Raw genomic sequence first — 23,975 nt, forward strand, 5'->3', positions numbered from 1 at the left:
ATGACCTCGACCTACCTCCCGGACAAGCGCAGCGGCCCGCCCGTCGGTCCCCCGTCCCCGGCCGCCGAAGCGGCCCGGGGGCGGGGCCGGCGGCGCGCCCGCCACTGGCTCACCGCCGTCGTCTTCCAGGTGCCCGCCCTGGTGCTGTTCGGCGTGCTGGTGCTGCTGCCGATGCTGTTCGCGCTGTACGCCTCGTTCTTCCGCTGGGGCGGCTTCGGCATGCCCGAGGACTACATCGGCGGCGACAACTTCACCCGTCTCCTGGACGACCCGGTCTTCCTCGGAGACCTCTGGCGCTGTCTGCTCCTGGTCGTGTTCTCGCTCGTGATCCAGTTGCCGTTCGCGCTCGCCCTCGCGGTCGCGCTCAACCAGCGCATCCGCGGGCGGGCCGTCTACCGGATGCTGTTCTTCGCGCCGTACATCCTCTCCGAGGCGATCACCGGCGTGCTGTTCGCCATGATCTTCGCGCCCGACCAGGGCCTCGCCGACCACGTGCTCGGCGCGGTCGGTCTGGACGGCCTGGGCGGGGAGTGGTTCGCCGACCCGTCCACCGTCATGGCCACCCTGTTCCTCGTCATGACGTGGAAGTACTTCGGCTTCCACATGATGCTCTACCTGGCCGGACTCCAGTCGATCCCGGCCGAGTTGACCGAGGCCGCGCTCATCGACGGCGCCGGCCCCTGGCAGCGCTTCCGCCACGTCACCCTGCCGCTGCTCGCACCGACCCTGCGGATCAGCGTCTTCCTGTCCGTCATCGGCTCCGTCCAGCTGTTCGACCTGGTCTGGGTCACCACCGCGGGCGGCCCCGACCACCACTCCGAGACGATGGCCGTGACCCTGTTCCAGTACGGCTTCAAGCGTTACCAGGTCGGCTACGCCAGCGCGGTCAGTGTGGCCATGTTCGTCATCAGCCTCGTCTTCGCCCTCGCCTACCAGAGGTTCGTGCTCCGCCGCGATCTGGAGGGGGCCACCACGACCCTGAGAGGAGGCGGCTCGTGAACGCCCGCAGGACAGGCCGTACCTTCCCGCTGCACATCGTCCTCGTCGCCGTCGGCACGGCGATGGCCGTCCCCCTCGTCTACGCCGTCCTGTCCGGCTTCAAGTCGACCGACGAACTGTCCCGCAACCCCATCGGCCTGCCCGAGTCGTGGGTGACCTCCAACTACACCGACATCCTGGGCTCCGGCTCCTTCTGGCAACTGGTCGGCAGCAGCACCCTGATCGCGATCGGTACGACGGTGGTGGTGGTCGCGGTGTCCGCGCTCGCCGCGTTCTCCTTCGCCCGGTTCGCCTTCCGCGGCCGGGAGGCGCTGTTCACCCTGTTCACGCTGGGGCTGATGTTCCCGTTCGCGGTGGCGGCCCTGCCGCTGTTCCTGCTGCTGCGCCAGATCGGCCTGCTGGACAACCCGCTCGGGGTGATCCTGCCGCAGGCCGCCTTCGGGCTGCCCATGACGATCGTCATCCTGCGCGGCTTCTTCCGGGAGATCCCCGCCGAGCTGGAGGAGGCGGCCACCCTCGACGGCTGCGGCCCCCTCGGCTTCTTCTGGCGGATCCTGCTGCCCATGGCCCGCCCCGCCCTCGGCACGGTCTCCGTGCTGGCGGTGGTGGGGAGTTGGAACAACTTCTTCCTGCCGCTGCTGGTGTTCACCGACTCCACCTGGTGGACGATCCCCATCGGCGTGCAGCAGTTCCAGGGCCAGTACTCGGCCGAGTACGCCCGCGTCTTCGCGTACCTCGTCCTCGCCATGGTTCCCGCCCTCGCCTTCTACTCCGTCGCCGAGCGCCAGCTCGTCGGCGGCCTCACCGCCGGCGCCACGAAGGGATGACGCGCGCCCCGCGGCCGTACGACTCGACGACATCACCGATCGCCCAGGAGTCGCCCCATGCCCCGCACCCCCCGTACCCGGCTCGGACTCGCCGGAGTGCTCGCCGCCGTCCTGGTCGGCGCCGGTGTCGCCACCGGCCCGGCCGCACAGGCGCACGACAAGCCCCGGACGCTCGCCGACCTCGCCGAGCGCCACGGCCGCTACTTCGGCAGCGCCACCGACAACCCCGAACTCACCGACACCGCCTACACGGAGATCCTCGGCGACGAGTTCGACATGATCACCCCCGGCAACGGCATGAAGTGGTACGCCACCGAACCGCAGCAAGGCGTCTTCGACTTCTCCGCCGGCGACGAGATCGTCAACCTCGCCCGCGCCAACGGCCAGAGGATCCGCGCCCACACCCTCGTCTGGCACAGCCAGCTGCCCGGCTGGCTCACCGACCGGGAGTGGACGGCCCCCGAGCTGCGGGCCGTCCTCAAGAACCACATCCAGACCGAGGTACGGCACTACCGCGGCAAGGTCTACTCCTGGGACGTCGTCAACGAGGCGTTCAACGAGGACGGCACCTACCGCGAGACGATCTTCTACAAGACGCTCGGCCCCGGCTACATCGCCGACGCCCTGCGCTGGGCCCACCAGGCCGACCCCAAGGCCAGGCTCTACCTCAACGACTACAACGTCGAGGCCGTCGGCCCCAAGAGCGACGCCTACCACACCCTCGCCAAGGAGCTGAAGGCGCAAGGGGTCCCGCTGCACGGCTTCGGCCTCCAGGCCCATCTCGCCCTCCAGTACGGCTATCCGGCGAGCCTGGAGGACAACCTCCGCCGCTTCGGCCGCCTCGGCCTGGACACAGCGCTCACCGAGGTCGACGTACGGATGCAGCTGCCCGTGACCGAGGAGAAGCTCGCCCGGCAGGCCGACTGGTACCGGGACCTGACCGAGGCGTGCCTCGCGGTCCGCCGGTGCGCAGGGCTGACCCTCTGGGACTACACGGACAAGTACTCGTGGATCCCCGCGTTCTTCCCGGGCGAGGGAGCGGCCCTGCCGTGGGACGAGCAGCTCGCGCCGAAGCCGGCGTACCGCGCGATCCGGGAGGCGCTGAGGTAGGGCGCGGGCGCGGCCCGGCGGGGGGCGTACCGAGGGGGCGTCCGGGGCCTTCCGGCCTCGCGTACCCGTGGGCGAAGAGGCAGGAGGGCGGCACGGGGGTCCACGAGGGCGACCACGGGGTCACCGGGAGTGAGCGGCCGCGGACGCGCGTGGGGGCCGGCGCGCGGCGGCGGCCGCGGTCCGGCCCCTCGGGTCGGTGGACGGCGCTCGACGGTGCCGTCCGGGTGGTGCCGAGGCGGTGCTGCTCAGGCCGCGGTCACGATGCGGCCGCCGGCCAGCGGGCGGTGCGGTGCGATGATCCGGCCGTCCGGCAGGATCTCGCCGGTGTCCTCGAAGAGCAGGACGCCGTTGCACAGCAGGCTCCAGCCCTGTTCCGGGTGGTGCGCCACGAGGCGGGCGGATTCCCGGTCGGCGGAGTCGGCTGTCGGGCACGGTGGCTGGTGCTGGCACATGGAGGGGATCTCTCGCTCAGGCGTGGTGTGTGGAAGGTGCGTCGTGTCTGTCCCGCGGCGTGAAACGTCGTTCATGGCCGCCCCCCGTTGTGATAAGTCGGTCGGAACCCAGTGTTGCCCCACGGGCGTCGATCCGCAGGGATTTCGCGGCACCGCTTCTCACAGGTTCATGACGCGTCACCCGCGCGGGCGGTTCATTCCAACTGCACGGTCGGTTCGGGTGGTTCCGGCTGGCCGAATGGGGCTAGTCCGCATGGAACGGGGTGCTCGGACCGGGCCGGAGAGCGCGCCGTACCCGCCACCGGGGCTGCGGTGACGGGTACGGCGGCGCCGCGGGCGTACGGTCAGGCCGGCGAGCCGAGCAGCGGCGGCCGGGTCACCCGGAGGCTGAGCACCGGCAGCAACTCGGCGACCCGGTGCGGGCGGTGCGCGGCGATGCCGGGCGGCGCCGGGGCCAGCGGCACCAGGAGGTCGGTGGCCGCCGGATGCCCGGAGGTGCCGTCCGAGGCGCAGTCGCCGTGCAGCCACAGGGTGAGCATGTACAGGCCGGGCAGGGACAGCAGGCGCGCCTGGTACGGCTGTGTCGTCGACTCGGCCTGGCGCAGGGCCAGTTCGGTGGAGGCGAGGTACGGCCCCTCGAAGAAGTGCGAGAAGGCCCAGCCGTCCGGGGTCAGCCGGGTCTCGGCCGCGGCCAGCGACCGGTCCCCGCAGCGGATCAGGAAGCGCCAGCCGGCCAGCCTGGTCGCGGACGTGCCCTCGGGGGCGATCCGGTCCAGGACGTGCACGGGCAGCGGGAGTTCGGGGGTGACGGGCCCCTGGGCGGTACGCAGGGAGGGAGTCCTCGCCTCGCGGACCGCGGTGGGAGAACCCAGTGCCGTGAGGACGGAGCGCAGGGCGGGCGCGGGAGCCGGGGGGACATGCAGCGGCATGGTGGGTCGCCTCTCATTGGACAGGCACGGTGGCACGAGGGCGTGGGTGGGGCGGACAGCGCTGTCAGCTCTCAGGGTGAGGTCAGAGAGGCAGGGGGCCGGGGTCTGGGAACGGAGGCTGTGCCTGCGGCCTGCCGTCCGTCTCGTAGACGACGACAGGCTCCTTCGACCGCGGGTGCCCACCTTCTCTGCCTTGTCCGCGGAGTTTATACGACACGTGTTCAGACTGTGTTTCGCCTAGCCGCTCCCGGGATACCCGTCAAGATTCCATTCGGACGGCGGTACGCGTGAATCATCCCGATTCTGGGCGGGGTGCGCCTCGATGACCTCAGGATATGCAGGCGCAGCGGTCGGCCTATTCCCGCCGGCTTTTTCACGAGATCCCGAGTTCGTGAATCGGCCCTTTGCTTCATGCCCCGTGAATGTGCCTCCGGTCACCTCCGGGCGACTCCGGTCAGAGTAGCGGGTGTGATGCCGGGTAGGTGACGTTATCGATCGACGGGGTTGGGCATCATCCCACCTGACCCCGGCACACCGGCGGCCGGATCCTCGGACCGCCCACGCGAGGAGGGACGCCCGATGGGGGAGAAGGTCGTGGCGGGCGGGTTCGACCTGTCCGATCGCCAGCGCTACCGAGACAAGCTGCGCCAGTGCCTGTCGGTGCTGGAGCGGCTGCTGGCCCAGCAGCGCTTCGACCGCCCCAAGAATCTCATGGGGCTGGAGATCGAGCTGAATCTCGCCGGCGCGGACGGTCTGCCGAAAATGCTGAACGGGGAAGTGCTGGAGCGGATCGCCAGCCGGGACTTCCAAACAGAACTCGCCATGTTCAATCTGGAAGTGAACATCGCTCCACACCGGTTGGGCGGGCGGGTATTCGACCGGCTCGCCGAGGAACTCCGTACGTCACTGGCATATGCCCACCGAAAGGCCGGCGAGGTCGACGCGGGAATCGTGATGATCGGGATTCTGCCGACTCTCGACCGTGACGACCTGGTCACCTCCAACCTTTCCGAGGTCGACCGCTACACCCTGCTCAACGACCAGATCGTGGCCGCCCGCGGCGAGGAGTTCACGCTCGACATCGACGGCGTCGAGCACCTGTCCTGCACCTCGAAGTCGATCGTGCCCGAGGCCGCCTGCACCTCCGTGCAGCTGCATCTCCAGGTCACACCCGGCCGCTTCGCCGACGTGTGGAACGCCGCGCAGGCCGTCGCCGCGGCCCAGATCGCCATCGGCGCCAACTCGCCGTTCCTCTTCGGCCACGAACTGTGGCGCGAGTCCCGGCCGCCGCTGTTCCAGCAGGCCACCGACACCCGGCCGCCGGAACTGCAGGCCCAGGGAGTGCGCCCGCGGACCTGGTTCGGCGAACGCTGGATCAGCTCCGCGTACGAGCTGTTCGAGGAGAACCTGCGCTACTTCCCCGCCCTGCTGCCCATCTGCGACGACGAGGACCCGGCGCAGGTCCTGGCGGCGGGCGCCACCCCCAAGCTCGCCGAACTGGTCCTGCACAACGGCACCGTGTACCGCTGGAACCGTCCCGTCTACGACGTCGCCGACGGCGTCCCGCACCTGCGCGTCGAGAACCGCGTCCTGCCCGCCGGACCGACCGTCACCGACGTCGTCGCCAACGCGGCCTTCTACTACGGAGTGGTCCGCGCCCTGGCCGAGGAGTCACGGCCGGTGTGGACCCGGATGCCCTTCGAGACCGCCGCCGAGAACTTCGACGCGGCCTGCCGCCACGGCATCGACGCCCGGCTGCGCTGGCCCCGGCGCGGCCGGCTCGGCGGCGTCGCGGAGGTCGACGCGGTGAGCCTCGTACGCGACGAGCTGCTGCCGCTGGCCGAGGCCGGGCTGGACGCGTGGGGGGTGGAACCGGCCGACCGCGACCTCTACCTGGGAGTCATCGAGGAGCGGTGCCGGCTGCGGACCAACGGCGCGAGCTGGCAGGTGGCGACCTTCCACGCCGCGCTGGAGGCGGGGCTGCCGAGGGACGCGGCCCTGGCGGCGACGACCCGGCGGTACGCGGAGCTGAGCCATCGGGGAGAGCCCGCGCACACCTGGCCCGTGGGGCTGCCGGAGCCCGTCCCCGCGGGGTGACGGTTCCGGGGCACCGCGCGGTCCCCGGTGGACGAGCCGTGCGCGCGGGTCGCCGCGGTACGGGGTCGCCGCCGGTCGCACCGGGAGGATCGGGCAAGCTGTGACGTCCGATGGTGGTGCGGCAGGTGTGAAGGTGGAGGCCCCGCAGGTGGCTGATTCTTTTCCGCAGGAGCGGTTCTCCCGGCGGATCCTCCGGGACGAGACGCTGCTCGTCCTGGGCGTCTCGCTGGGCGCGAGCGGGGTGTCCGCCCTGATCAGTTTCGTCGGATCGGTCACGAAGCCGGGCGGCCTCAAGGACCAGGCGGCGACCCTCAACGCCTCGGCCGCGCCGGGCCGTCCCTGGCTCGACCTCGCCTGGCAGCTGTTCGGGATCGCCAGTGCGCTCGTCCCCGTCGCGCTCGTCGCGCACCTGCTGCTGCGCGAGGGACAGGGCCTGCGCACCCTCGGCTTCGACCGCACCCGCCCCTGGTCCGACCTCGGCCGCGGCGCCGCGATCGCCGCGGTCGTCGGCAGCTCCGGCATCGCCTTCTACCTCGCCGCCCGCGGCCTCGGCTTCAACCTCACGGTGGTTCCCGAGGCCCTGCCCGAGGTGTGGTGGAAGTACCCGGTGCTGATCCTGTCGGCGCTGCAGAACGCGATCCTCGAAGAGGTCATCGTGGTCGGCTACCTGCTGCGCCGCCTCGGACAGCTGGGATGGACGCCGGTCGGGGCGCTGGCGGCCAGTTCCGTGCTGCGCGGCTCGTACCACCTCTACCAGGGCATCGGCGGCTTCGTCGGCAACATGGTGATGGGCGTGGTGTTCGTGTACCTCTACCGGCGTTGGGGCCGGGTGGGGCCCCTGGTCGTCGCGCACTCCCTGCTCGACATCGGTGCCTTCGTCGGATACGCGCTGCTGGCGGGCAAGGTCGACTGGCTGCCCACGGCGTGAGCGCGGGCCGTACCGCACGTCCCCGGTCCGGGGAGGCCAGGGCCTCTCGTCGGGATCATGCCGGGCTCGCGGGGTCCGGCCTGATCGAACGAAAGACCCTAGGCGAGCAGGTCGCCCTCGATGACGGTGACCGCGCGGCCCCCGAGCAGGGTGCGTGGGCCGCGCAGTTCGGTGCGGACGTGGCCGGAGCGCGGTGAGGCCTGCAGGCCGGTCAGCTCGGCACGGCCGAGGCGCTCCGACCAGAAGGGGGCCAGGGCCGTGTGGGCGCTGCCGGTGACCGGGTCCTCGTCGATGCCGACGTTGGGGAAGAAGCAGCGGGAGACGAAGTCGTGGCCCAGCCCGGGGCGTTCGGCACGGGCGGTGGCGATGATGCCGCGCGCGGAGTGGGCGCACAGGGCCTTGTGATCGGGGCGCAGGGTGCGGACGGTGCGCTCGTCGGCGAGTTCGACCAGCAGGTCGCCCACGTTCGGGCCGGTGTCGAAGGCGGTGAGAGGTTCGGCGCCCAGGGCCTCGGCGACCCCCTCCGGGACCTCCACGCGGGTGAGGGGGGCGGTCGGGAAGTCCAGGGTGATCGAACCGTCCTCGGCGGGCGTCGCGACGAGCACCCCGCTGCGGGTCGCGAACCGCACCGGTCCCGAGTGGGCGCCCGTGCTGTGCAGGACGTGGGCGGTGGCCAGCGTGGCGTGACCGCACATCGCCACCTCGGCGACGGGGGTGAACCAGCGCAGCGCCCAGTCGGCCTCGCCGCCCGCCGGCAGCGGGTGCGCGAAGGCCGTCTCGGCGTGGTTGACCTCGAGGGCCACGTCCTGGAGCCGGTCGTCGCCCGGGAAGGCGTCGAGCAGCAGGACCCCGGCGGGGTTCCCGGCGAAGGGACGGTCGGTGAAGGCGTCGACGATACGAATCCGCATGCGGCGACGGTAGACGCCGGGAGCGGCGGCGGGCCAAGGCCAATCGTCGGGTCCTGGACCGGCCGGGGAACCGGCCGTGCCCGCCCGGACGTTGATCGCGATGGGGCGACCGGCCCCGGCAGCCACGACGACCGGCGGAAGGACACTGCCCTGAACGGCACCACGGCAAGGAGTGACGAGGGCCCCCTCGTGCTGACGGGGGCGACGGGCTTCATCGGGTCCCACGTGCTCGGCGCGCTGCTGGACCGGGGAGCCCGGGTGCGTGCCCTGGTCCGCACGGTCCCCGGCGACGCGGTGGAGGACGGGGCCGTCGAGTGGGTGCGCGGCGATCTGACCGACCCGGACGCCGTGCGCGGTCTGTGCGAGGGTGCGCGGACGGTCGTCCACCTGGCCTCGTACGTAGGCGCGGACGAGCGGCTGTGCGAGGCGGTCAACGTCGGTGGTACCCGGACGCTGATGGCGGAGGCCCGGCGGGCCGGCGCCCGCCGCGTGGTGCACCTGTCGACGGCCGCGGTGTACGGCGCCGGCCCGCACCGGGGCATCGCCGTGGACGAGACACCGGCCGAGCCGGTCTCCGCCGTGAGCCGGACCCGGCTGGCCGGGGAGGCACCCGCCCGAGAGGCCGGCGCGGTCGTCCTGCGGCCGGGGCTCGTGCTCGGGGCCGGGGACCGGTGGGTCGTGCCGGGCCTGCGGGAGCTGGTCGAGCGGGTGCCGGCCGAGTGGGACGGCGGCCGTGCCCTGCTGTCGGTGATCGACGTCGGCGACCTCGCCCGCCTGATCGCCGCGGTCGCCACCGGCCCCCACCCGGTTCCGCCCGGCGTGTACCACGCGGGCCACCCCGACCCCGTGCGCGTCGGCGACCTGCTGGCCGTGCTCGCGCAGTACGGCGTGCTGCCGCCCCGCCCCGACGCCGACTGGCCGTGGGCCACCTGCCTGGAGCGCCTGCGGGCCACCCCCGGCCGGGCCTCGGAACGCCAGTTCGCCCTGGTCGGCCGCGATCACTGGTACCGAGCCGACGAGATCTGGGAACTGACGGCCGAGCCCCCGGGCCCCGGCCCGCTGAGCCGCCTCCCGGACGCGGCCGAGTGGTACCGGGAGCGGCTGGGGCAGGGCGCCTGAGGTACCGCGGGGCACGGACCGGGACACGAGACGTGGCCCACGGGCCGGTACGGCGGGTCCGTCTCGCGTACGCCGGGAAGCTCCTTCGGCGGGTCGTCCCGGCCGGGGTCCGCCCGCGGACGGTGCGGGCCTGCGGGCCCCATCGGCAGCTCGTCGCCCGCCCGTGGCCGAGAACCCGCATGACGGCCGTGCCGATCCTCGAGCCCCGGGCTCCACCCGGCGCGGCCGCGGGCTGGGAGAGGCGGCTCGTCGGGTGGCGGACGCCGGACGCGTTCGGCGGACGGCGCGATCCACGGCGCGATCCACGGCGCGTTCCGTGCGCGCCGCCCGAGCCCGGTGGCGTGCGGCACGGGGTGATGACTCAACGGCGGGGAAACCCTCCACCGCGCGGACTCACCGGCACGCTGGGATGCTGGAAGGAGCGTTGCCCAAGGCCTGACGAGAAGTGGCGGTGAACGCCGTGCCGGGCTCGAGGAGGGTGATCGGGTCACCGCATGCCGCGTCTGCCGCAGCGCGTGACGGCACCGGCCCCGACAGCCCTGTGCCCACGGTCCTGTGGCCTCCACCGCCGCCCTGGGCCGCTGACAACTGACGACATCCGAATCGAGGCGACGGTATGAGCGCGACGCACTCTTCGCACACCGGGACCGCAAAGCAGCAGTGGGCCGAGGGGCTGACGGTCTTCGCCGCCGTGATCCTCATGCTCGCGGGCGTCCTGAACATCTTCCGCGGCATCATGGGGATCGCCGAGGACGACGTCTTCGTCGCGACCCGCAGTTACGTCTTCGAGTTCGACCTCACCGGCTGGGGCTGGGTCCACCTGGCGCTCGGCGTGGTGGCCGTGCTCGTCAGCATGGGACTCTTCCGGGGATCGATGTGGGCACGGGTCTCCGGCGTGGCCATCGCGGGACTCATCGTCATCGCCAACTTCCTGTCACTGCCGTACTACCCGGTCTGGTCCGTCGTGATGATCGCCTTCTCCGGGTTCGTCATCTGGGCTCTGTGCATGCCGCGGTCGGACACCGCCTCGCTGCGCTAGTGCTGTGGCCGGAAAGGTTTGCCGGAAAGCTCGCGGCGTCCGGTGCGGTGCATCGCAAGGCGGAGCATTGCCCGCGTACTGGATGTACTCGGGTGATGCGACAACGCGGCGAGGTGCCGTGCCGGACGTCGCGAGCCGGTGAACCTTTCCGGTCACAGCACTAGCGATCCGTCCGTGCGGGGGCGACGGCCGCCCGCGCGTCCGAACGGCCAGGAAGGCGGCGCGCGATGTGCCGATGGCTCGCCTACTCGGGTACGCCCGTCCTGCTCGAGACGATCCTCTACAAGCCGACGCACTCACTGATCGACCAGAGCCTGCACTCCCGCATGGGCGTCGAGACGACCAACGGCGACGGCTTCGGGGTGGGATGGTACGGGCCCGACCTGAGCACCCCGGCGGTCGTCCGTGACATCGGCCCGGCCTGGAGCAACCGCAACCTGCGGGAGATCGCGGGCCACGTCCGCTCCTCTCTCTTCTTCGCCCACATCCGTGCCTCGACGGGGTCCGCGGTGCAGCAGACCAACTGCCATCCGTTCCGCCACGGCCGCTGGATGTGGATGCACAACGGCGCGATCGCCGAGTTCCACCGGATACGGCGGGACCTGGCGCTGGCCGTCGACCCGGAGCTGTTCCTCGACATGGAGGGCTCCACGGACTCCGAGATGATGTTCTATCTGGCGCTCACCCTCGGCCTGGAGCAGGACCCGCCGCGCGCCGTCGCGCGCATGGCGGGCCTGGTGGAGCGGACCGGCCACGAGCACGGGGTGGAGTTCCCGCTGCAGATGACGGTGGCCGTGACGGACGGGGAACGGCTGTGGGCGTTCCGCTACTCCAGTCAGAAGGCCTCGCGCTCGCTGTTCTACAGCACCCGGGTGGACACCCTGCGCGCCCTCCACCCCGATGTGGGGTTCCTGCAAGGGGTCTCCGGCACCACGCGCCTCATCGTGTCCGAGCCCCTCGGCGATCTCCCCGGCGCCTGGAACGCGGTCCCCGAGGGCACGGGTGGCGTGGTGCGGCCCGAGGGCGACGAGATGTTCCCCTTCGCTCCGCTGGAGCCGGCCCTGGCGTGAACAGGCACCGCCATCGGCACCGGCACCGCCACCGCCACCGCCACCGCCACCGGCACCGGCACCAGGATGGGCCTGGGCCCTTCCGGGGCTTGGAGTGCTGAAGCTCTGCGTGCCGGACGCTGTCGTGCAGAGCCTTGTCATGCGAACTGTTCCGATATATCGTTGAAGCATCGCGATCGATCAACGAGCGAATGAATGGAGTGATGGCGATGCGTACCCACGGATACGAGCGTGGACATGGACAGGACGGCTTCTCCCTGCGTGGCCGGGGTGGCCGGGGTGGCTTCGACGGGCGCCGGGCAGCCTTCGGGCCCTTCGGCCCGGGTGGCCCGGGTGGTCCGGGTGGTCCGGGATTCGGCCCCGGCGGTCCCGGTGGCGGCTTCGGTCCGGGCTTCGGGCCGGGACCCTGGGGTGGCCGAGGGCGCGGCGGACCCAGGGGGAGGGCCCGGCGCGGTGACGTGCGGGCCTCGATCCTGGCGCTGCTGAAGGACCGGCCCATGCACGGCTACGAGATGATCCAGGAGATCGCCGAACGCAGCGGCGGCGCCTGGAAGCCGAGCCCCGGCTCGGTGTACCCCACTCTCCAACTGCTGGAGGACGAGGGTTTGATCAGCAGTGCGTCGGAGGGCGGCAAGAAGTTGTTCTCGCTCACCGGTGCGGGCCGCACGGCGGCCGAGGAGGGGCCCGAGGCCCCCTGGGAGGAAGCCTCCCGCGGGGTCGACTGGGAGGCCCTCGGTGAGATCCGGCAGGCCGGTTTCGGCCTGATGGAAGCCTTCGGGCAGGTCTGGAGGACCGGCAGCAAGGAGCAGCGCGAGAAGGCGCTCACGGTCGTCAACGACGCCCGCAAGAAGCTGTATCTGATCCTCGCCGACGAGGACTGACGGCCGTTCCGTACGAGAGCGAAGGCGCCTGGTGGAGGACTCCGCGGGGCGCCTTCCGCTTCTCCCTTCCCGGGTTCGGGGTGTCGGCCCGTCGTCGACGCCGGCCCGGCCGTCGCCGAGTCCTCGGCGGACCGGTCCGTGAGCTGCGGCCGGAGCCGTCGGGCGGCACCCGCCCTCCACGTCCCCTGACGTGACGGCGGGCGTCCCCGGTTGCCGCAGGGGGGGTGTGGGGGGTGTGGGGCGAGGCGGCGCGCGCCGCTGGTGCGAAAACGGCCTGATCTCATCCGTAAGGAGGAGATTTCGGCGCCCGCTGTCGGCTCTGCGTGGGACGCGAAGATGGTTCCCTCCGTGGATGACCCGGCCGGCCGGGACTGATGAGGTGGAGGACGTGCAACCCCGTATCCCCCGGCAGCCGGTCCGCGACCACGCGTTCCGGGCCATGGAAGACGACGCCGGGCTCAGTGCCGAGCTGGCGGCGGCGGTGGAGGGCGCCCGTCGGCGGGCCGTCCGGGACGGCGACCGGCAGATCGACACCGCGCACCTGCTGCACTCCCTCCTGGAGAGCGACCCCGCGGTGCGCGTCGCCTTCGGTGAAGGGCCGCAGCTCGCCCGTCTCTTCGGCTATCTCGTCCAGCGCAGCATCGGCTACGGGCTGCGCTGGCAGGGCGGCGTCGAGGACTCCGGCGCCCTGCCCGTCGTCAAGGCCGTCGAGGGCTTCTCGCCGCTCGCCTCCGCCGCGCTGTGGCAGGCGCGGGTCCGTGCCGCCGGGCGCCCCGGACTTCACACCCCCGACGCCGGCCGGCCCCCCTGCGCGCGCGACGCCGCCCGCGGTCTCGATCTGCTCGCCGCGATCCTCGCCGACCGGCAGGCCCGTGCCGTCGAGGTGCTGGGCCGGGCCGGCATCGAGCCACTGGCTGTGTGCGCCCGGATCGACCGCGGCCTCGACGAGTACGCCGACGACGGCGACGCGTCCTGACCGGGGCCCCTTTCCCGTCCAGCGGTTGAGACAGGTGTCAAGCTGGGTGACGGTCATGTCGTGGCCTGTCATCATGTGCCGGTGCGTACGTCTGTGAGCAGTCAGGTCAGTCGCGGAAAGGGCATCGGGCTCTCTCTGGCGGTCGGGTCGGCCATCGCCTTCGGCGGATCCGGGGTGGCGGCGAAGCCGCTGATCGAGGCGGGACTCGACCCGTTGCACGTGGTGTGGCTGCGAGTGACGGGCGCGGCCCTGGTCATGCTGCCGCTGGCGGTGCGCCACCGCGCACTGGTACGCCGCCGTCCCGCGCTGCTCGCCGGGTTCGGACTGCTCGGCGTGGCCGGCGTCCAGGCGTTCTACTTCGCCTCCATCTCCCGCATCCCCGTCGGTGTCGCCCTGCTCGTCGAGTACCTGGCGCCCGCCCTCGTGCTCGGCTGGGTGCGGTTCGTGCAGCGGCGGCCGGTGACGCGGGCAGCCGCGCTCGGCGTGGTCCTCGCGGTGGGCGGGCTCGCCTGCGTCGTCGAGGTCTGGTCGGGGCTCGGCTTCGACGTCCTCGGCCTGGCCCTGGCGCTGGCCGCCGCCTGCTGCCAGGTCGGCTACTTCGTCCTCTCCGACCAGGGCAGCGACTCCGGCGACGACGCCCCCGACCCGCTCGGCGTGATCGCCTACGGCCTCCTCGTCGGTGCCGTCGTCCTGACGGCGGTGGCCCGCCCTTGGGGCATGGACCGGTCGGTGCTCGCGGGCACCGCCACCATGGACGGCACCGAGGTCCCGGCCTGGCTGCTGCTCGGCTGGATCGTACTGATCGCCACGGTCCTCGCGTACGTCACCGGTGTGGTCTCCGTGCGCCGGCTCTCCCCGCAGGTGGCGGGTGTCGTGGCCTGCCTGGAGGCGGTCATCGCCACCGTGCTGGCCTGGGTCCTGCTCGGCGAGCACCTCTCGGCGCCGCAGATCGTCGGGGGCGCGGTCGTCCTGCTGGGCGCGTTCATCGCCCAGTCGTCCGCTCCCGCCAAGGGCTCCCCGGACCCGGTGGCCGCCGGCGGCCCGGAGCGGGAGCTGTCCGCCCGCGGGACGGCGACCTGAGAGGGGCGTGAGAGAGGCCGGATTCCCGCCGGACGGGCTGCGCGGCTGCGATGCGCCGGGAGAGCCGGCCCGGACGCTGCCCCCGCCGCCCTGCGGTCACGTCCCGGGGCCGCGGCGCAGCAGGTGCCCGCGTGCCGCCGCGTCCCCCGGACCGCCGCGCGCCGCGAGGTTCGCCGCGATGCGCTCCCGGGTCCCGGCGGGCCGGTGGTTCGCGTACTTGAACTTGGCCCGTACGCCCGTCACCTCGAGCCGGATCCCGCGGATCCCGGAGAGCAGACGGCCGTACGGCACCTCGCCCACCGCGACCCGCGCGGAGCCGCCCTCCGGCTGGAGGTGGCCCATCTGCCGGTTCAGCAGGTCGGCCTTCGCCTCGGGGTCGTCGACCGGGTGAGCCGTGCAGCGCAGTTGGACCGCCGTGTAGAAACTCGTCGGGGTGCCGTGCTCGGCCGGCCCCTCCGGCGGTGCCTGCCAGGGGCCGGGAACGTACACGTAGTCGTCGACCACGCTGAGCACGACCTCGGGGTCGGCCTCCAGGGCCGCCCACAGGGGGTTCGGCCGGGCGAGGTGGGTGACGGCCTCGCCGCGGTCGGCGTCGTAGGCGAAGTGCAGGGGCTGGACCCACGGGGCGTCGCCCGGAAGGCCGTTGACGGCGAGCTGGCCGAAGTCGCGCGCGGCCAGCCACCGCTGCCACTCGGCGTCGTCGCGAGGTGCGTCCCAGGGGTGGATCAGCATCACAGGGCCCTGAGGTAGGCGGGGAGTTCGGTGCCGGGCGGCAGGTCGGCCTCCGGGACCGGGGTGCCGTAGCCCTTGCGCAGGGGGACCACGCCGGCCCAGTGCGGGAGGGTGAGGTCCTCGGGCTCATCGTTCACGCCGCCGGTGCGGGTCTTGGCCGAGACCTCGTTCAGGTCGATGCGGATGACCGCGGTGGCGGCCAGTTCCTTCTTGTCCGCGGGCCGGGAGTCGGCGGCACGGCCGGGGACGACGTGGTCCACCAGGGCGTCCAGGGCCATGAGCTTCTCCTCGCGGTCGGTCACGTCGCGGGCGAGGCCGTGCACGACGACGGAGCGGTAGTTGACCGAGTGGTGGAAGGCCGAGCGGGCCAGGACCAGTGCGTCGAGGTGCGTCACCGTCAGGCACACCGGCAGACCCGGGTCGGCCTGTCCCGTCATCCGCAGCGGGCGCGAGCCCGTCGACCCGTGCACGTAGAGCGTCTCGCCGACCCGGCCGTAGAGCGTGGGCAGCACCACCGGCGCGCCGTCGCGGACGAAGCCCAGGTGGCAGACGTAGCCCTCGTCGAGTATCGCGTGCACCAGGTCCTTGTCGTAGGAGGCCCTCTCCGCGGACCGGGTGGGGACCGTGCGGCCGCTCGCGGTGTAGGCGGCGGGTGGCGTCGTCGACGGTGCGGTCCCCTGCGGCTGCTCGGTCCCCTGCATGGCGTTCTCCATTGCACTAGTGCATAATCTGTTTTGTGCTAGGAGAGTATCCGATCAAAGGGCGGCGTGCAGCCGACATTTCCGCGAGCGTCGAGCGGGCGGTGGGCGCCGGTGAGCTGGAGCCGGGGCAACTTCTGCCCCCGATGCGGGAGTTGGCCGAGCAGCTCGGGGTGAACCCGAACACCGTCGCGGCCGCCTACCGCACCCTGCGCGAGCGCGGGGTGATCGAGACCGACGGCCGACGGGGCAGCAGGGTGCGGTCCAAGCCGGCCACGACCGGCCGCGAGTTCATCCGGGTGGACGTGCCGGAGGGGGTGCGGGACGCGTCGGCGGGCAATCCGGACCCCGCACTGCTGCCGCCGCTCGGGCCGGCGTTCGCCCGGGCCGCCGACCTGGGCGACCGGGAACCGGTCCTCTACGGGGACGAGCCGGTCGAGCCCGAACTGGCGCGGCTGGCCCGCGCCGAGCTGGACGCCGACGGGGTCCCGGCCGGGCCGGTGGCCGTCACCTCCGGCTCGCTCGACGCCGTCGAGCGGGTGCTCGCCGCGCACCTCAGGCCGGGCGACACGGTGGCCGTCGAGGACCCCGGATGGGGTTCGCTCCTCGACCTCGTCCCGGCACTCGGCCTGCGCACGGTCCCGGTCGGCGTCGACGACGACGGACCGCTCCCGGAGGACGTGGACCGTGCCCTGGGGGCCGGCGCGCGCGCCCTGATCGTGACCGACCGGGTGCAGAACCCGACCGGCGCCGCGCTCGGCGCCGCACGCGCGCGTGCCCTGCGGGCCGTGCTGCGCCGGCACCCGGGGACCCTGCTCATCGAGGACGACCACGGTCACCGGATCGTCGACCTGCCCCTGCACCCCCTCGCGGGCGTCACCCGCCACTGGGCCTTCGTCCGCTCCGTGGCCAAGGCCTACGGCCCCGATCTGCGGCTCGCCGTCCTCACCGGCGACGAGGTCACCCTCGACCGGGTCCGCGGGCGCCAGCGCCTCGGGCCCGGCTGGGTCAGCAGGATCACCCAGCGCGCCGTCGTACGGCTCTGGGCCGACGGCGCGGTGGACACCGCGGCGGTCGCGGGGGCGTACGGCAGACGCCGCGACGCGCTGATCGGCGCGCTGGCCGAACGGGGGGTCGCGGCGCGGGGCCGCAGCGGGATGAACGTGTGGATCCCGGTCCCCGACGAGACCGGGGCGGTGGCGCGGCTGCTGCACGCCGGGTGGGCGGTCGCGCCCGGCGCCCGCTTCCGGCTCGCGGCTCCGCCCGGCATCCGGATCACCGTGTCGACGCTGGCGGAGGGCGAGGTGGAGGCGCTGGCGGACGCGGTGGCCTCGGCGGTACGGGTGGGGAGTGGGCGGGGGGTCGTGTAGAAGGGGGAGGGTGGGGCCGCCGGGTGCGCCGAGGGGGCGCGGACGGGGAGCTTGGGCGCGGGGCGGGGGAGTGGGCGGCCGCATCACGGGCGTCGGCGCGGGGCGGGGGAGCGGACGGCCGCGTCGCATGCGTCGGCGCGGAGCGGGCGGCGTGGACGCCATCGGCTGGCCGGACCAGGTGCGGGGGCGGGCCGCATCGGCCGCGTGCGCCGATGGTGTCGTCGCCGGTCGCGGCCCCTTTCGCGCCCCCTTTCGGGTGCCCCTCCCCGGCGCCCCGTGCTCCGGGGTTATGCCTTGCCCCGCACCTGTGTCAGTGCCGCTCCCGCCAGGACGATCACCGCCCCCACCGGGGTCGACCAGGTCAGGGACTCGCCGAGCAGGGCCACGCCCGCCGCCGTCGCGATGACCGGGATGAAGTACGTGACCATCTGGGCGGTCGTCGGACCGACCTCGGTGACCAGGCCGTACTGGATGAGGAGGGCCAGACCGGTGCCCAGGGCGCCCAGGGCGGCGACCGCCAGCAGCGGCAGCAGCGGGAAGCGTGCCGGGAACGTGGTGAACAGCGGGGTGACCACGGCGAGTTGCAGGGTGGCCAGGAACAGTTGGGCACCGGTCATCGACAGGGCCGAGCTGCCGGTGCCGGCCAGGGTGCGGCGGACGTAGATCCATCCGACCGGGTAGCTCAGCGAGGCCAGCAGCGCCAGCGCCGTGCCGCGGGCGTCGAGCCCGCTGAAGCCCTGCCAGGCACCCAGGACCGTCAGCACGCCGAGGAAGCCGAGGCCCAGACCCGCCACCCTGACCCGGGTCGGCCGGTCCTCGGAGAGGGCCACCAGGGACAGGGCCATGCCCCACAGCGGCGAGGTCGCGTTGCAGATGCCGGCCAGGGTGGACGGGATGGTCAGTTCCGCGTAGGCGAACAGGGAGAACGGCAGCGCGTTCAGGAGCAGCGCGGCGACGGTCAGATGCGCCCAGGTGCGGGCCCCTCGCGGCAGCCGGTCCCGCTTCACCGCGATGGCGACGGCCAGCACCGCCGTTCCGAACGCCAGCCGGCCGAGCGTGACCTGGAACGGCGCGTAGCTCCCCGTGCCCACCTTGATGAGCAGGAAGCTGAAACCCCAGATCAGCGAGAGGAACCCGAAGCGCAGCCGCCAGTCCAGGGTGCGGCGGGGCTGGGCGGACGGCCGGACGCCCGTGGATGTGGAGGTGGCCGCGGACGCGGGCGCGGACGGAGAACCCGTGGTGGTGGCGGTGGTCATGGTCCTCACCGTCCCCGACAACGACGTCGTAGCACAAGCGAGAATTTGCGAGCAATATTTCGTAGCATCGCTTACATGTTGAACTTGGAGCGCCTGCGCACCCTCGACGCCCTCGCCCGGCACGGCTCGGTCAGCGGCGCCGCCGCGGGGCTGCACATCACCACCTCGGCCGTCTCGCAGCAGATGGCCAAGCTGGAACGCGAGGCCGGCCAGCAGCTCCTCGCCAAGAACGGGCGGGGTGTCCGGCTCACGGACGCGGGCCGGCTGCTCGCCGACCACGCGGCCCGCATCCTGTCGCAGGTCGAGCTGGCCCAGTCGGACCTGGAGGCCCAGCGCGGCCAGGTGGTGGGGGAACTGAGACTGTCGGCCTTCCCGACCGCCGCGCGCGGGCTGTTCCCCACCGCGCTCGCCGGTCTGCGCGGGGAGCACCCCGGGCTCCGCGTGCGCTCCTGCGAACTGGAGCCGGAGCGCGGCATCGCCGGGGTGATCCGCGGCGACCTCGATCTCGCCGTCGTCCTGGACTGGTACAACAAGCCGATGCCGGTGCCGGACGGGCTGGTCAAGGCGCCGATCCTGGACGACCCCGCCGACGTGGCGATGCCGGCCGGACATCCGCTCGCGGGACGGGACGAGGTGGACCTCGGTGAGTTCGCCGGGGACGAGTGGATCACCTGGGGCGACGGCGAGTTCTGCCACGAGTGGCTGATGTTCACGCTCCGCTCGCGGGGCGTCGAGCCGATCGTCGGCCACCGGGCGGCCGAGACGCACACCCAGCTCGGTCTGGTGGCCGCCGGTCTGGGGGTGTGCATCGCCCCGCTGCTCGGACGCCACCCGGTGCCGGAGGGAATCGTCATGGTCCCGCTCCGGCAGCGGCTGCGCCGGCACGTCTACGCCCTGTGGCGGGCGGACGCCGACCGCCGCCCGTCGATCAGGGCGGCGGTGCGGGCGCTGAAGTCTGCCGCCGACAACCTCGGCTGACACCGGTCGGCCGCCGACGGCCCGGGCCGGCACCGGTCGGCCGCCGGCCGACGCGACGGACACCGGCCGCTGTCCCCGCAGGCCCTACAGGTCGGCCAGCTTGCGGAAGTCCCACGACACGATCTTCTCCGGGCGCAGCCGCACCCACGCGTGCCGTCCGTCGTGCGGCATGGCGTCCAGGCCGAAGTTCTTGCGGGCGAACAGCGTTTCCACGGAGTCGAGTTCGGCGCACAGTTCCCCGGTGCGCGGGATCTCGCCCACGAACTCCACGGTGCCGGACAGCTCCACGCCCCGCAGCGAGTCGTACTCCTCACCACTGTCGATCACGATCGCGACCCGTGGATCCCGGCGCAGGTCCGCCCAGCGTCTGCTGCGCACCACGGAGTACAGCCACAGCGCGGAGCCGTCCCACAGGAACCACAGGGCGCTCACGTGCGGGGCGCCGTCGGCGGACACGGTGGCCACCCGGCAGGTGCGCTGGGTGGTGAGGAACGCGCTCACCTCGCCCGGCGACATCATGATCTTCCGGCCCCTGCGCTGGGTGACGGTCATCCATCCCTCTTCTCTCTTCGCTTCTCTCACGTCGTGCCGGAGGCGGCGCTGACAGCACGTCAGGAAAGGACGGTCCGCACAGGATGAGTCCTCCTCACCGCCCGCGCAACGGTGGCTGTCCCCGTCCGTCCCGTGCGCCCCGTCCGTCCGACGCCGTCGCAGGGGTGCCGTCGCACCGCACCCCCGCGACGATCCGCCACGCCCCCGCGCCGGTCGCCACGGACGAGGTCCTGGCGTGCCCGGCGCGCCGGGGCGGTCGCGTCAGGCCAGCGTGATCGAGTCACCGCTCACGCTGATCGGCACCTCGGGCAGGGACTTCGTCGCCGGGCCGCTCTTGACGCTGCCGTCGGTGATGGAGAAGTTGCTGTTGTGACAGGGGCAGTTGATGACCCCGTCGGCGATGCTCTTCACCGCGCAGCCCTGGTGCGTGCACACCGCCGAGTAGGCCTTGTACTCACCCGCCGTCGGCTGCACGACGACCACCTTCTGATCGGCGAACACCTTCCCGCCGCCCTCGGGGATGTCCGCGGTCGTCGTCAGGGCCGCACCCGCCGCGGCCCCGCCGCCGGTGCTCGCGGACCCGGAACCGCCGGTGGCGCCGGCCGCTCCCGAGGAGTCCACCGAACCGGACGAGTCGTCGTCGGAGCCTCCGCACGCGGTCAGCGCGACGGCGAGCCCCGCGGCTCCGGCGGCCGCCACGACGGTGCGGCGGGCGGGTCCCGAGGCGGAGTGGAACGATGCGCTGGTCATGCTGGGGTTCCTTTCGGGCGGATTCGACGGTGTGCCGAGAGGTACGGGCCGCGGGCGCCACCCGTTCAGCGGCGGTCGAGCCCGTTCGGACGGTGTCGAGATCCTGACCCGTTCGGGATGAGCGGGGCGTAAGCCACAGCTGTCGCGGAGCTGTCGGCCGGGCCCCGCGGGCCCGCGCGACCCCAGTAGCCTGGGGCGATGCTGAAGGAAGTCATCGCGACCCGTTTCATCACGCCCCTGCGTGAGGGCGGCTCGCTGCCGGGCCTCGTCGAGGCCGACGACCTCGCCGCCTACGTCCTGAAGTTCACCGGCGCCGGGCAGGGCCGCAAGACACTCGTCGCCGAGGTCGTCTGCGGAGAACTCGCCCGCCGCCTCGGACTGAGGGTGCCGCGCCTGGTCACCGTGGAGCTGGACGCCGTGCTGGGCCTCGGCGAACCCGAACAGCAGGTGCAGGGCCTCCTGCGGTCCAGCGGCGGCACCAACCTCGGCATGGACTTCCTGTCCGGAGCCCTCGGCTTCGACCCGCTCGCCTTCCCGGTCGACCCCGCCGAGGCCGGGCGGATCGTCTGGTTCGACGCGCTGGTCAACAACGTCGACCGCTCCTGGCGCAACCCCAACCTGCTGGTGCACCGCGGCGACCTGTGGCTCATCGACCACGGCGCCACCATGATCTGGCACCACAACTGGCCCTCCGCCGAGGCCTCCGCGGCCCGCCCCTACGACGCCACCGACCACGCCCTCGCCCGCTTCCGCCCGGACGTCGAGGCCGCCGCGACCGAGCTGGCCCCCCTGATCACCGCCGATCTCCTCGCCGAGGTCACCGCCGAGATCCCCGACGTCTGGCTGACCGACGAGCCCGGCTTCGACACCCCGGACGCGCTCCGGAGTGCCTACGCGGCACCCCTCCTCGCGCGCGCCGCCGTCATCCACGAACGCATCGAGAGGGACCGGTGAACGAGCGCCACATCATCAGGGCCAGCGAGGCCAACGAGCGGGACGTCTACGAGTACGCCCTGCTGCGGATCGTGCCCCGCATCGAGCGCGGCGAGTGCATCAACGCCGGCGTGCTCGTCTACTGCCGGGCCCAGGGCTACGTCGGCGCCCGCACCCACCTCGACGAGGCCCGGCTGCTGGCGCTGGACCCGGACGCGGACGTGGCCGGGGTGCGCGCCGCGCTGCGCGCCGTGGAGAACGTGTGCGGCGGCGGCGAGGCGGCCGGACAGGCGGCGCACGACGACGCCGGGCGGCGGTTCCGCTGGCTGATCGCGCCCCGCTCGACGGTCGTCCAGCCGGGGCCCGTGCACACCGGGCTCACCACCGATCCCGCGGCCGAGACCGACCGCCTGCTGGACCTCCTGGTGAGGTGACCGGCCGGGTGATGAATCACACCGCCCCCGTGTGGCGTTGACACCGGATGCCAAGGCTTCTAGCGTCACGTCTGCCGAAGGTACTAAGCGGTCGCTCACCGAGTCGACGGTGATCAGGACGGTCGCTCCCCACACGGACGTACATTCTCGAGGGCGAGGAGAAGCAGCAATGTCCACCACAGAGCAGCGGGTCGCAGTAGTCACGGGCGCGGCGCGCGGCATCGGTGCCGCCACCGCCGTACGGCTGGCCGCCGAGGGCCGCGCGGTCGCGGTGATCGACCTCGACGAGGCCGCCTGCAAGGACACCGTCGAGAAGATCACCGCGGCGGGCGGCCGGGCGATCGCGGTCGGTGCCGACGTCTCCGACGAGGCCCAGGTCGAGGCGGCCGTCGCACGCGTCGTCGAGGAACTGGGCGCCCCGACGATCCTCGTCAACAACGCGGGTGTGCTCCGCGACAACCTGCTGTTCAAGATGAGCGCCGGCGACTGGGACACGGTGCTCAACGTGCACCTGCGCGGCTCGTTCCTGATGACCAAGGCGGTCCAGAAGCACATGGTCGACGCCGGCTTCGGCCGGATCGTCAACCTCTCCTCGTCCTCCGCGCTCGGCAACCGGGGCCAGGCCAACTACTCCGCCGCCAAGGCCGGTCTGCAGGGCTTCACCAAGACCCTCGCCATCGAGCTGGGCAAGTTCGGCATCACCGCCAACGCCGTCGCCCCGGGCTTCATCGCCACCGACATGACGGCCGCGACCGCCGCCCGCGTCGGCATGGGCTTCGAGGAGTTCAAGGCCGCCGCCGCCACCCAGATCCCGGTGGCGCGCGTCGGCGAGCCCGACGACATCGCCAACGCGATCGCGTTCTTCACGGGCGAGGCCGCCGGTTTCGTCTCCGGCCAGGTGCTGTACGTCGCCGGCGGACCGCTCAACTAGACCACCAGGGATCACGGACATGACTGAACTGCCCGCACTCTCCGGCAAGGTCGCCCTCGTCACGGGCGCCAGCCGCGGCATCGGCTACGGCGTCGCCGAGGCGCTCGTCGCCCGCGGCGACCGGGTCTGCATCACCGGACGCAACGAGGACGCCCTCAAGGAGGCCGTCGACAAGCTCGGCGCCGACCGCGTCATCGGTGTCGCCGGCAAGGCCCACGACGAGGCGCACCAGGCGGTCGCCGTCGAGCGCACGATGGAGGCCTTCGGCCGCGTCGACCACCTGATCAACAACGCCGGTACGAACCCGGTGTTCGGGCCGATCGCCGACCTCGACCTGAACGTGGCGCGCAAGGTGTTCGAGACCAACGTGATCTCGGCGCTCGGCTTCGCCCAGCGCACCTGGCACGCCTGGCAGAAGGACAACGGCGGCGCCATCGTCAACATCGCCTCCGTCGCGGGCCTCGCGCCCTCGCCCTTCATCGGGGCGTACGGCGTGAGCAAGGCCGCGATGATCAACCTGACGCAGCAGCTGGCCCACGAGTTCGCGCCGAAGGTGCGGGTCAACGCCATCGCCCCGGCCGTGGTGAAGACCAAGTTCGCGCAGGCCCTGTACGAGGGCCGGGAGGCCGAGGCGGCCGCCGCCTACCCGCTGGCCCGGCTCGGCGTGCCCTCCGACATCGGGGGTGCCGCCGCGTTCCTCACCTCGGAGCAGTCGGACTGGGTCACCGGTCAGACCCTCGTCGTCGACGGCGGCATGTTCCTCAACGCGGGCGTGGCCTGACGGCACCCCGCCGCACCCCGGCCGCGGGGGGGGGGGGGGGCCCCCCCCCCCCGGGGCGCCGGGGCGCGGGGCCGCGGCCCCCGGGGGGGCCCCCCCGGCGGGAGTGGGTGGGGGGGCAAGGGGGTTGTTGGGGGGGGGGGGGCGG

Annotated in this window: 25 protein-coding genes; 17 read left to right on the top strand and 8 right to left on the bottom strand. The window is 72.8% G+C overall.

The genetic code is table 11. The features are described from left to right. From ACIP5W_RS32325 to ACIP5W_RS32335, 3 genes are all read left to right on the top strand, one after another. On the top strand, positions 1–999 hold the full coding sequence (locus tag ACIP5W_RS32325; RefSeq protein WP_401481046.1) for a carbohydrate ABC transporter permease: 999 nt from the start codon (positions 1–3) through the stop codon (positions 997–999). Between the two features lie 62 nt (positions 1,000–1,061). Then, on the top strand, positions 1,062–1,826 hold the full coding sequence (locus ACIP5W_RS32330) for a carbohydrate ABC transporter permease (protein WP_363092998.1): 765 nt from the start codon (positions 1,062–1,064) through the stop codon (positions 1,824–1,826). Positions 1,827–1,883: 57 nt separating this feature from the next. After that, positions 1,884–2,936 carry an endo-1,4-beta-xylanase gene (locus tag ACIP5W_RS32335; RefSeq protein ID WP_401481048.1) on the top strand — a complete coding sequence of 351 codons (1,053 nt, stop codon included), beginning with the start codon at positions 1,884–1,886 and terminating at the stop codon, positions 2,934–2,936. A 245-nt stretch (positions 2,937–3,181) separates the two neighbouring features. Here ACIP5W_RS32335 and ACIP5W_RS32340 read toward each other — a convergent pair whose 3' ends face one another. Both ACIP5W_RS32340 and ACIP5W_RS32345 read right to left on the bottom strand, forming a co-directional pair. Continuing rightward, on the bottom strand, positions 3,182–3,388 hold the full coding sequence (locus tag ACIP5W_RS32340) for a DUF5999 family protein (RefSeq protein ID WP_356562720.1): 207 nt from the start codon (positions 3,386–3,388) through the stop codon (positions 3,182–3,184). Positions 3,389–3,732: 344 nt separating this feature from the next. Then, positions 3,733–4,317 carry a hypothetical protein gene (locus ACIP5W_RS32345; RefSeq protein ID WP_401481051.1) on the bottom strand — a complete coding sequence of 195 codons (585 nt, stop codon included), beginning with the start codon at positions 4,315–4,317 and terminating at the stop codon, positions 3,733–3,735. A 579-nt stretch (positions 4,318–4,896) separates the two neighbouring features. Here ACIP5W_RS32345 and ACIP5W_RS32350 point away from each other — a divergent pair. Then, positions 4,897–6,414, top strand: a complete 1,518-nt coding sequence (locus ACIP5W_RS32350; RefSeq protein WP_401481053.1) for a glutamate--cysteine ligase — start codon at positions 4,897–4,899, stop codon at positions 6,412–6,414. Positions 6,415–6,541: 127 nt separating this feature from the next. Beyond that, positions 6,542–7,342, top strand: coding sequence for a CPBP family intramembrane glutamic endopeptidase (locus ACIP5W_RS32355; RefSeq protein ID WP_401481133.1), 801 nt, complete (start codon positions 6,542–6,544; stop codon positions 7,340–7,342). Between the two features lie 98 nt (positions 7,343–7,440). Here the strand turns inward: ACIP5W_RS32355 and ACIP5W_RS32360 are convergent, their stop codons facing one another. After that, positions 7,441–8,250 carry a PhzF family phenazine biosynthesis protein gene (locus tag ACIP5W_RS32360; protein WP_401481055.1) on the bottom strand — a complete coding sequence of 270 codons (810 nt, stop codon included), beginning with the start codon at positions 8,248–8,250 and terminating at the stop codon, positions 7,441–7,443. 189 nt (positions 8,251–8,439) lie between these two features. Here ACIP5W_RS32360 and ACIP5W_RS32365 point away from each other — a divergent pair, with 189 nt between their 5' ends. The 6 genes from ACIP5W_RS32365 (at position 8,440) to ACIP5W_RS32390 (ending at position 14,415) form a co-directional block, all read left to right on the top strand. Beyond that, positions 8,440–9,369 (top strand): NAD-dependent epimerase/dehydratase family protein, encoded by a 930-nt coding sequence (locus tag ACIP5W_RS32365; protein ID WP_401481057.1) that lies wholly within the window; start codon positions 8,440–8,442, stop codon positions 9,367–9,369. A 616-nt stretch (positions 9,370–9,985) separates the two neighbouring features. Further along, positions 9,986–10,408 carry a hypothetical protein gene (locus ACIP5W_RS32370; protein ID WP_401481059.1) on the top strand — a complete coding sequence of 141 codons (423 nt, stop codon included), beginning with the start codon at positions 9,986–9,988 and terminating at the stop codon, positions 10,406–10,408. Between the two features lie 227 nt (positions 10,409–10,635). After that, the gene (locus ACIP5W_RS32375) at positions 10,636–11,478 is read left to right on the top strand and encodes a class II glutamine amidotransferase (RefSeq protein WP_401481061.1); all 843 of its coding nucleotides are present in this window, start codon (positions 10,636–10,638) and stop codon (positions 11,476–11,478) included. A gap of 209 nt (positions 11,479–11,687) precedes the next feature. After that, positions 11,688–12,359 (top strand): PadR family transcriptional regulator, encoded by a 672-nt coding sequence (locus tag ACIP5W_RS32380; protein ID WP_401481063.1) that lies wholly within the window; start codon positions 11,688–11,690, stop codon positions 12,357–12,359. Between the two features lie 388 nt (positions 12,360–12,747). Further along, complete coding sequence (locus ACIP5W_RS32385; protein ID WP_401481065.1) at positions 12,748–13,335, top strand: Clp protease N-terminal domain-containing protein; 588 nt, start codon at positions 12,748–12,750, stop codon at positions 13,333–13,335. Between the two features lie 75 nt (positions 13,336–13,410). After that, the gene (locus ACIP5W_RS32390) at positions 13,411–14,415 is read left to right on the top strand and encodes an EamA family transporter (protein WP_401481135.1); all 1,005 of its coding nucleotides are present in this window, start codon (positions 13,411–13,413) and stop codon (positions 14,413–14,415) included. Between the two features lie 96 nt (positions 14,416–14,511). On the opposite strand, the gene ACIP5W_RS32395 is transcribed toward ACIP5W_RS32390, so the two are convergent. After that, on the bottom strand, positions 14,512–15,147 hold the full coding sequence (locus ACIP5W_RS32395; protein WP_401481067.1) for an FMN-binding negative transcriptional regulator: 636 nt from the start codon (positions 15,145–15,147) through the stop codon (positions 14,512–14,514). Then, positions 15,147–15,848 (bottom strand): pyridoxamine 5'-phosphate oxidase family protein, encoded by a 702-nt coding sequence (locus tag ACIP5W_RS32400; RefSeq protein ID WP_401481137.1) that lies wholly within the window; start codon positions 15,846–15,848, stop codon positions 15,147–15,149. The genes ACIP5W_RS32395 and ACIP5W_RS32400 overlap by 1 nt, the downstream gene beginning before the upstream one ends. A 35-nt stretch (positions 15,849–15,883) precedes the next feature. On the opposite strand from ACIP5W_RS32400, the gene ACIP5W_RS32405 reads away from it, so the two are divergent. Then, the gene (locus tag ACIP5W_RS32405) at positions 15,884–17,215 is read left to right on the top strand and encodes an aminotransferase class I/II-fold pyridoxal phosphate-dependent enzyme (RefSeq protein ID WP_401481069.1); all 1,332 of its coding nucleotides are present in this window, start codon (positions 15,884–15,886) and stop codon (positions 17,213–17,215) included. Positions 17,216–17,502: 287 nt separating this feature from the next. On the opposite strand, the gene ACIP5W_RS32410 is transcribed toward ACIP5W_RS32405, so the two are convergent. Further along, complete coding sequence (locus ACIP5W_RS32410; protein WP_401481071.1) at positions 17,503–18,471, bottom strand: DMT family transporter; 969 nt, start codon at positions 18,469–18,471, stop codon at positions 17,503–17,505. Between the two features lie 75 nt (positions 18,472–18,546). On the opposite strand from ACIP5W_RS32410, the gene ACIP5W_RS32415 reads away from it, so the two are divergent. Next, entirely contained in the window at positions 18,547–19,449 is a 903-nt protein-coding gene (locus ACIP5W_RS32415) for a LysR family transcriptional regulator (protein WP_401481073.1), read from the top strand. Between the two features lie 84 nt (positions 19,450–19,533). On the opposite strand, the gene ACIP5W_RS32420 is transcribed toward ACIP5W_RS32415, so the two are convergent. Both ACIP5W_RS32420 and ACIP5W_RS32425 read right to left on the bottom strand, forming a co-directional pair. Continuing rightward, positions 19,534–20,001, bottom strand: a complete 468-nt coding sequence (locus ACIP5W_RS32420; protein ID WP_401481075.1) for a pyridoxamine 5'-phosphate oxidase family protein — start codon at positions 19,999–20,001, stop codon at positions 19,534–19,536. Between the two features lie 261 nt (positions 20,002–20,262). Then, positions 20,263–20,751 (bottom strand): Rieske (2Fe-2S) protein, encoded by a 489-nt coding sequence (locus tag ACIP5W_RS32425; protein ID WP_401481077.1) that lies wholly within the window; start codon positions 20,749–20,751, stop codon positions 20,263–20,265. Positions 20,752–20,949: 198 nt separating this feature from the next. Here ACIP5W_RS32425 and ACIP5W_RS32430 point away from each other — a divergent pair, with 198 nt between their 5' ends. The 4 genes from ACIP5W_RS32430 to ACIP5W_RS32445 all read left to right on the top strand — a co-directional run bounded on the left by ACIP5W_RS32430 (position 20,950) and on the right by ACIP5W_RS32445 (position 23,830). Next, a complete protein-coding gene (locus ACIP5W_RS32430; protein WP_401481079.1) occupies positions 20,950–21,705 on the top strand; it encodes a HipA family kinase in 756 nt (251 codons plus the stop codon). Beyond that, positions 21,702–22,118 carry a DUF3037 domain-containing protein gene (locus ACIP5W_RS32435; protein WP_401481081.1) on the top strand — a complete coding sequence of 139 codons (417 nt, stop codon included), beginning with the start codon at positions 21,702–21,704 and terminating at the stop codon, positions 22,116–22,118. The genes ACIP5W_RS32430 and ACIP5W_RS32435 overlap by 4 nt, the downstream gene beginning before the upstream one ends. Before the next feature lie 169 nt (positions 22,119–22,287). Beyond that, positions 22,288–23,049, top strand: a complete 762-nt coding sequence (fabG, locus tag ACIP5W_RS32440; protein WP_401481083.1) for a 3-oxoacyl-ACP reductase FabG — start codon at positions 22,288–22,290, stop codon at positions 23,047–23,049. Between the two features lie 19 nt (positions 23,050–23,068). Further along, positions 23,069–23,830, top strand: a complete 762-nt coding sequence (locus tag ACIP5W_RS32445) for an SDR family oxidoreductase (protein WP_401481085.1) — start codon at positions 23,069–23,071, stop codon at positions 23,828–23,830. Positions 23,831–23,975 lie beyond the last annotated feature (145 nt).

This window comes from Streptomyces sp. NPDC088766 (assembly GCF_044750845.1).
Classification (GTDB): Bacteria; Actinomycetota; Actinomycetes; order Streptomycetales; family Streptomycetaceae; genus Streptomyces.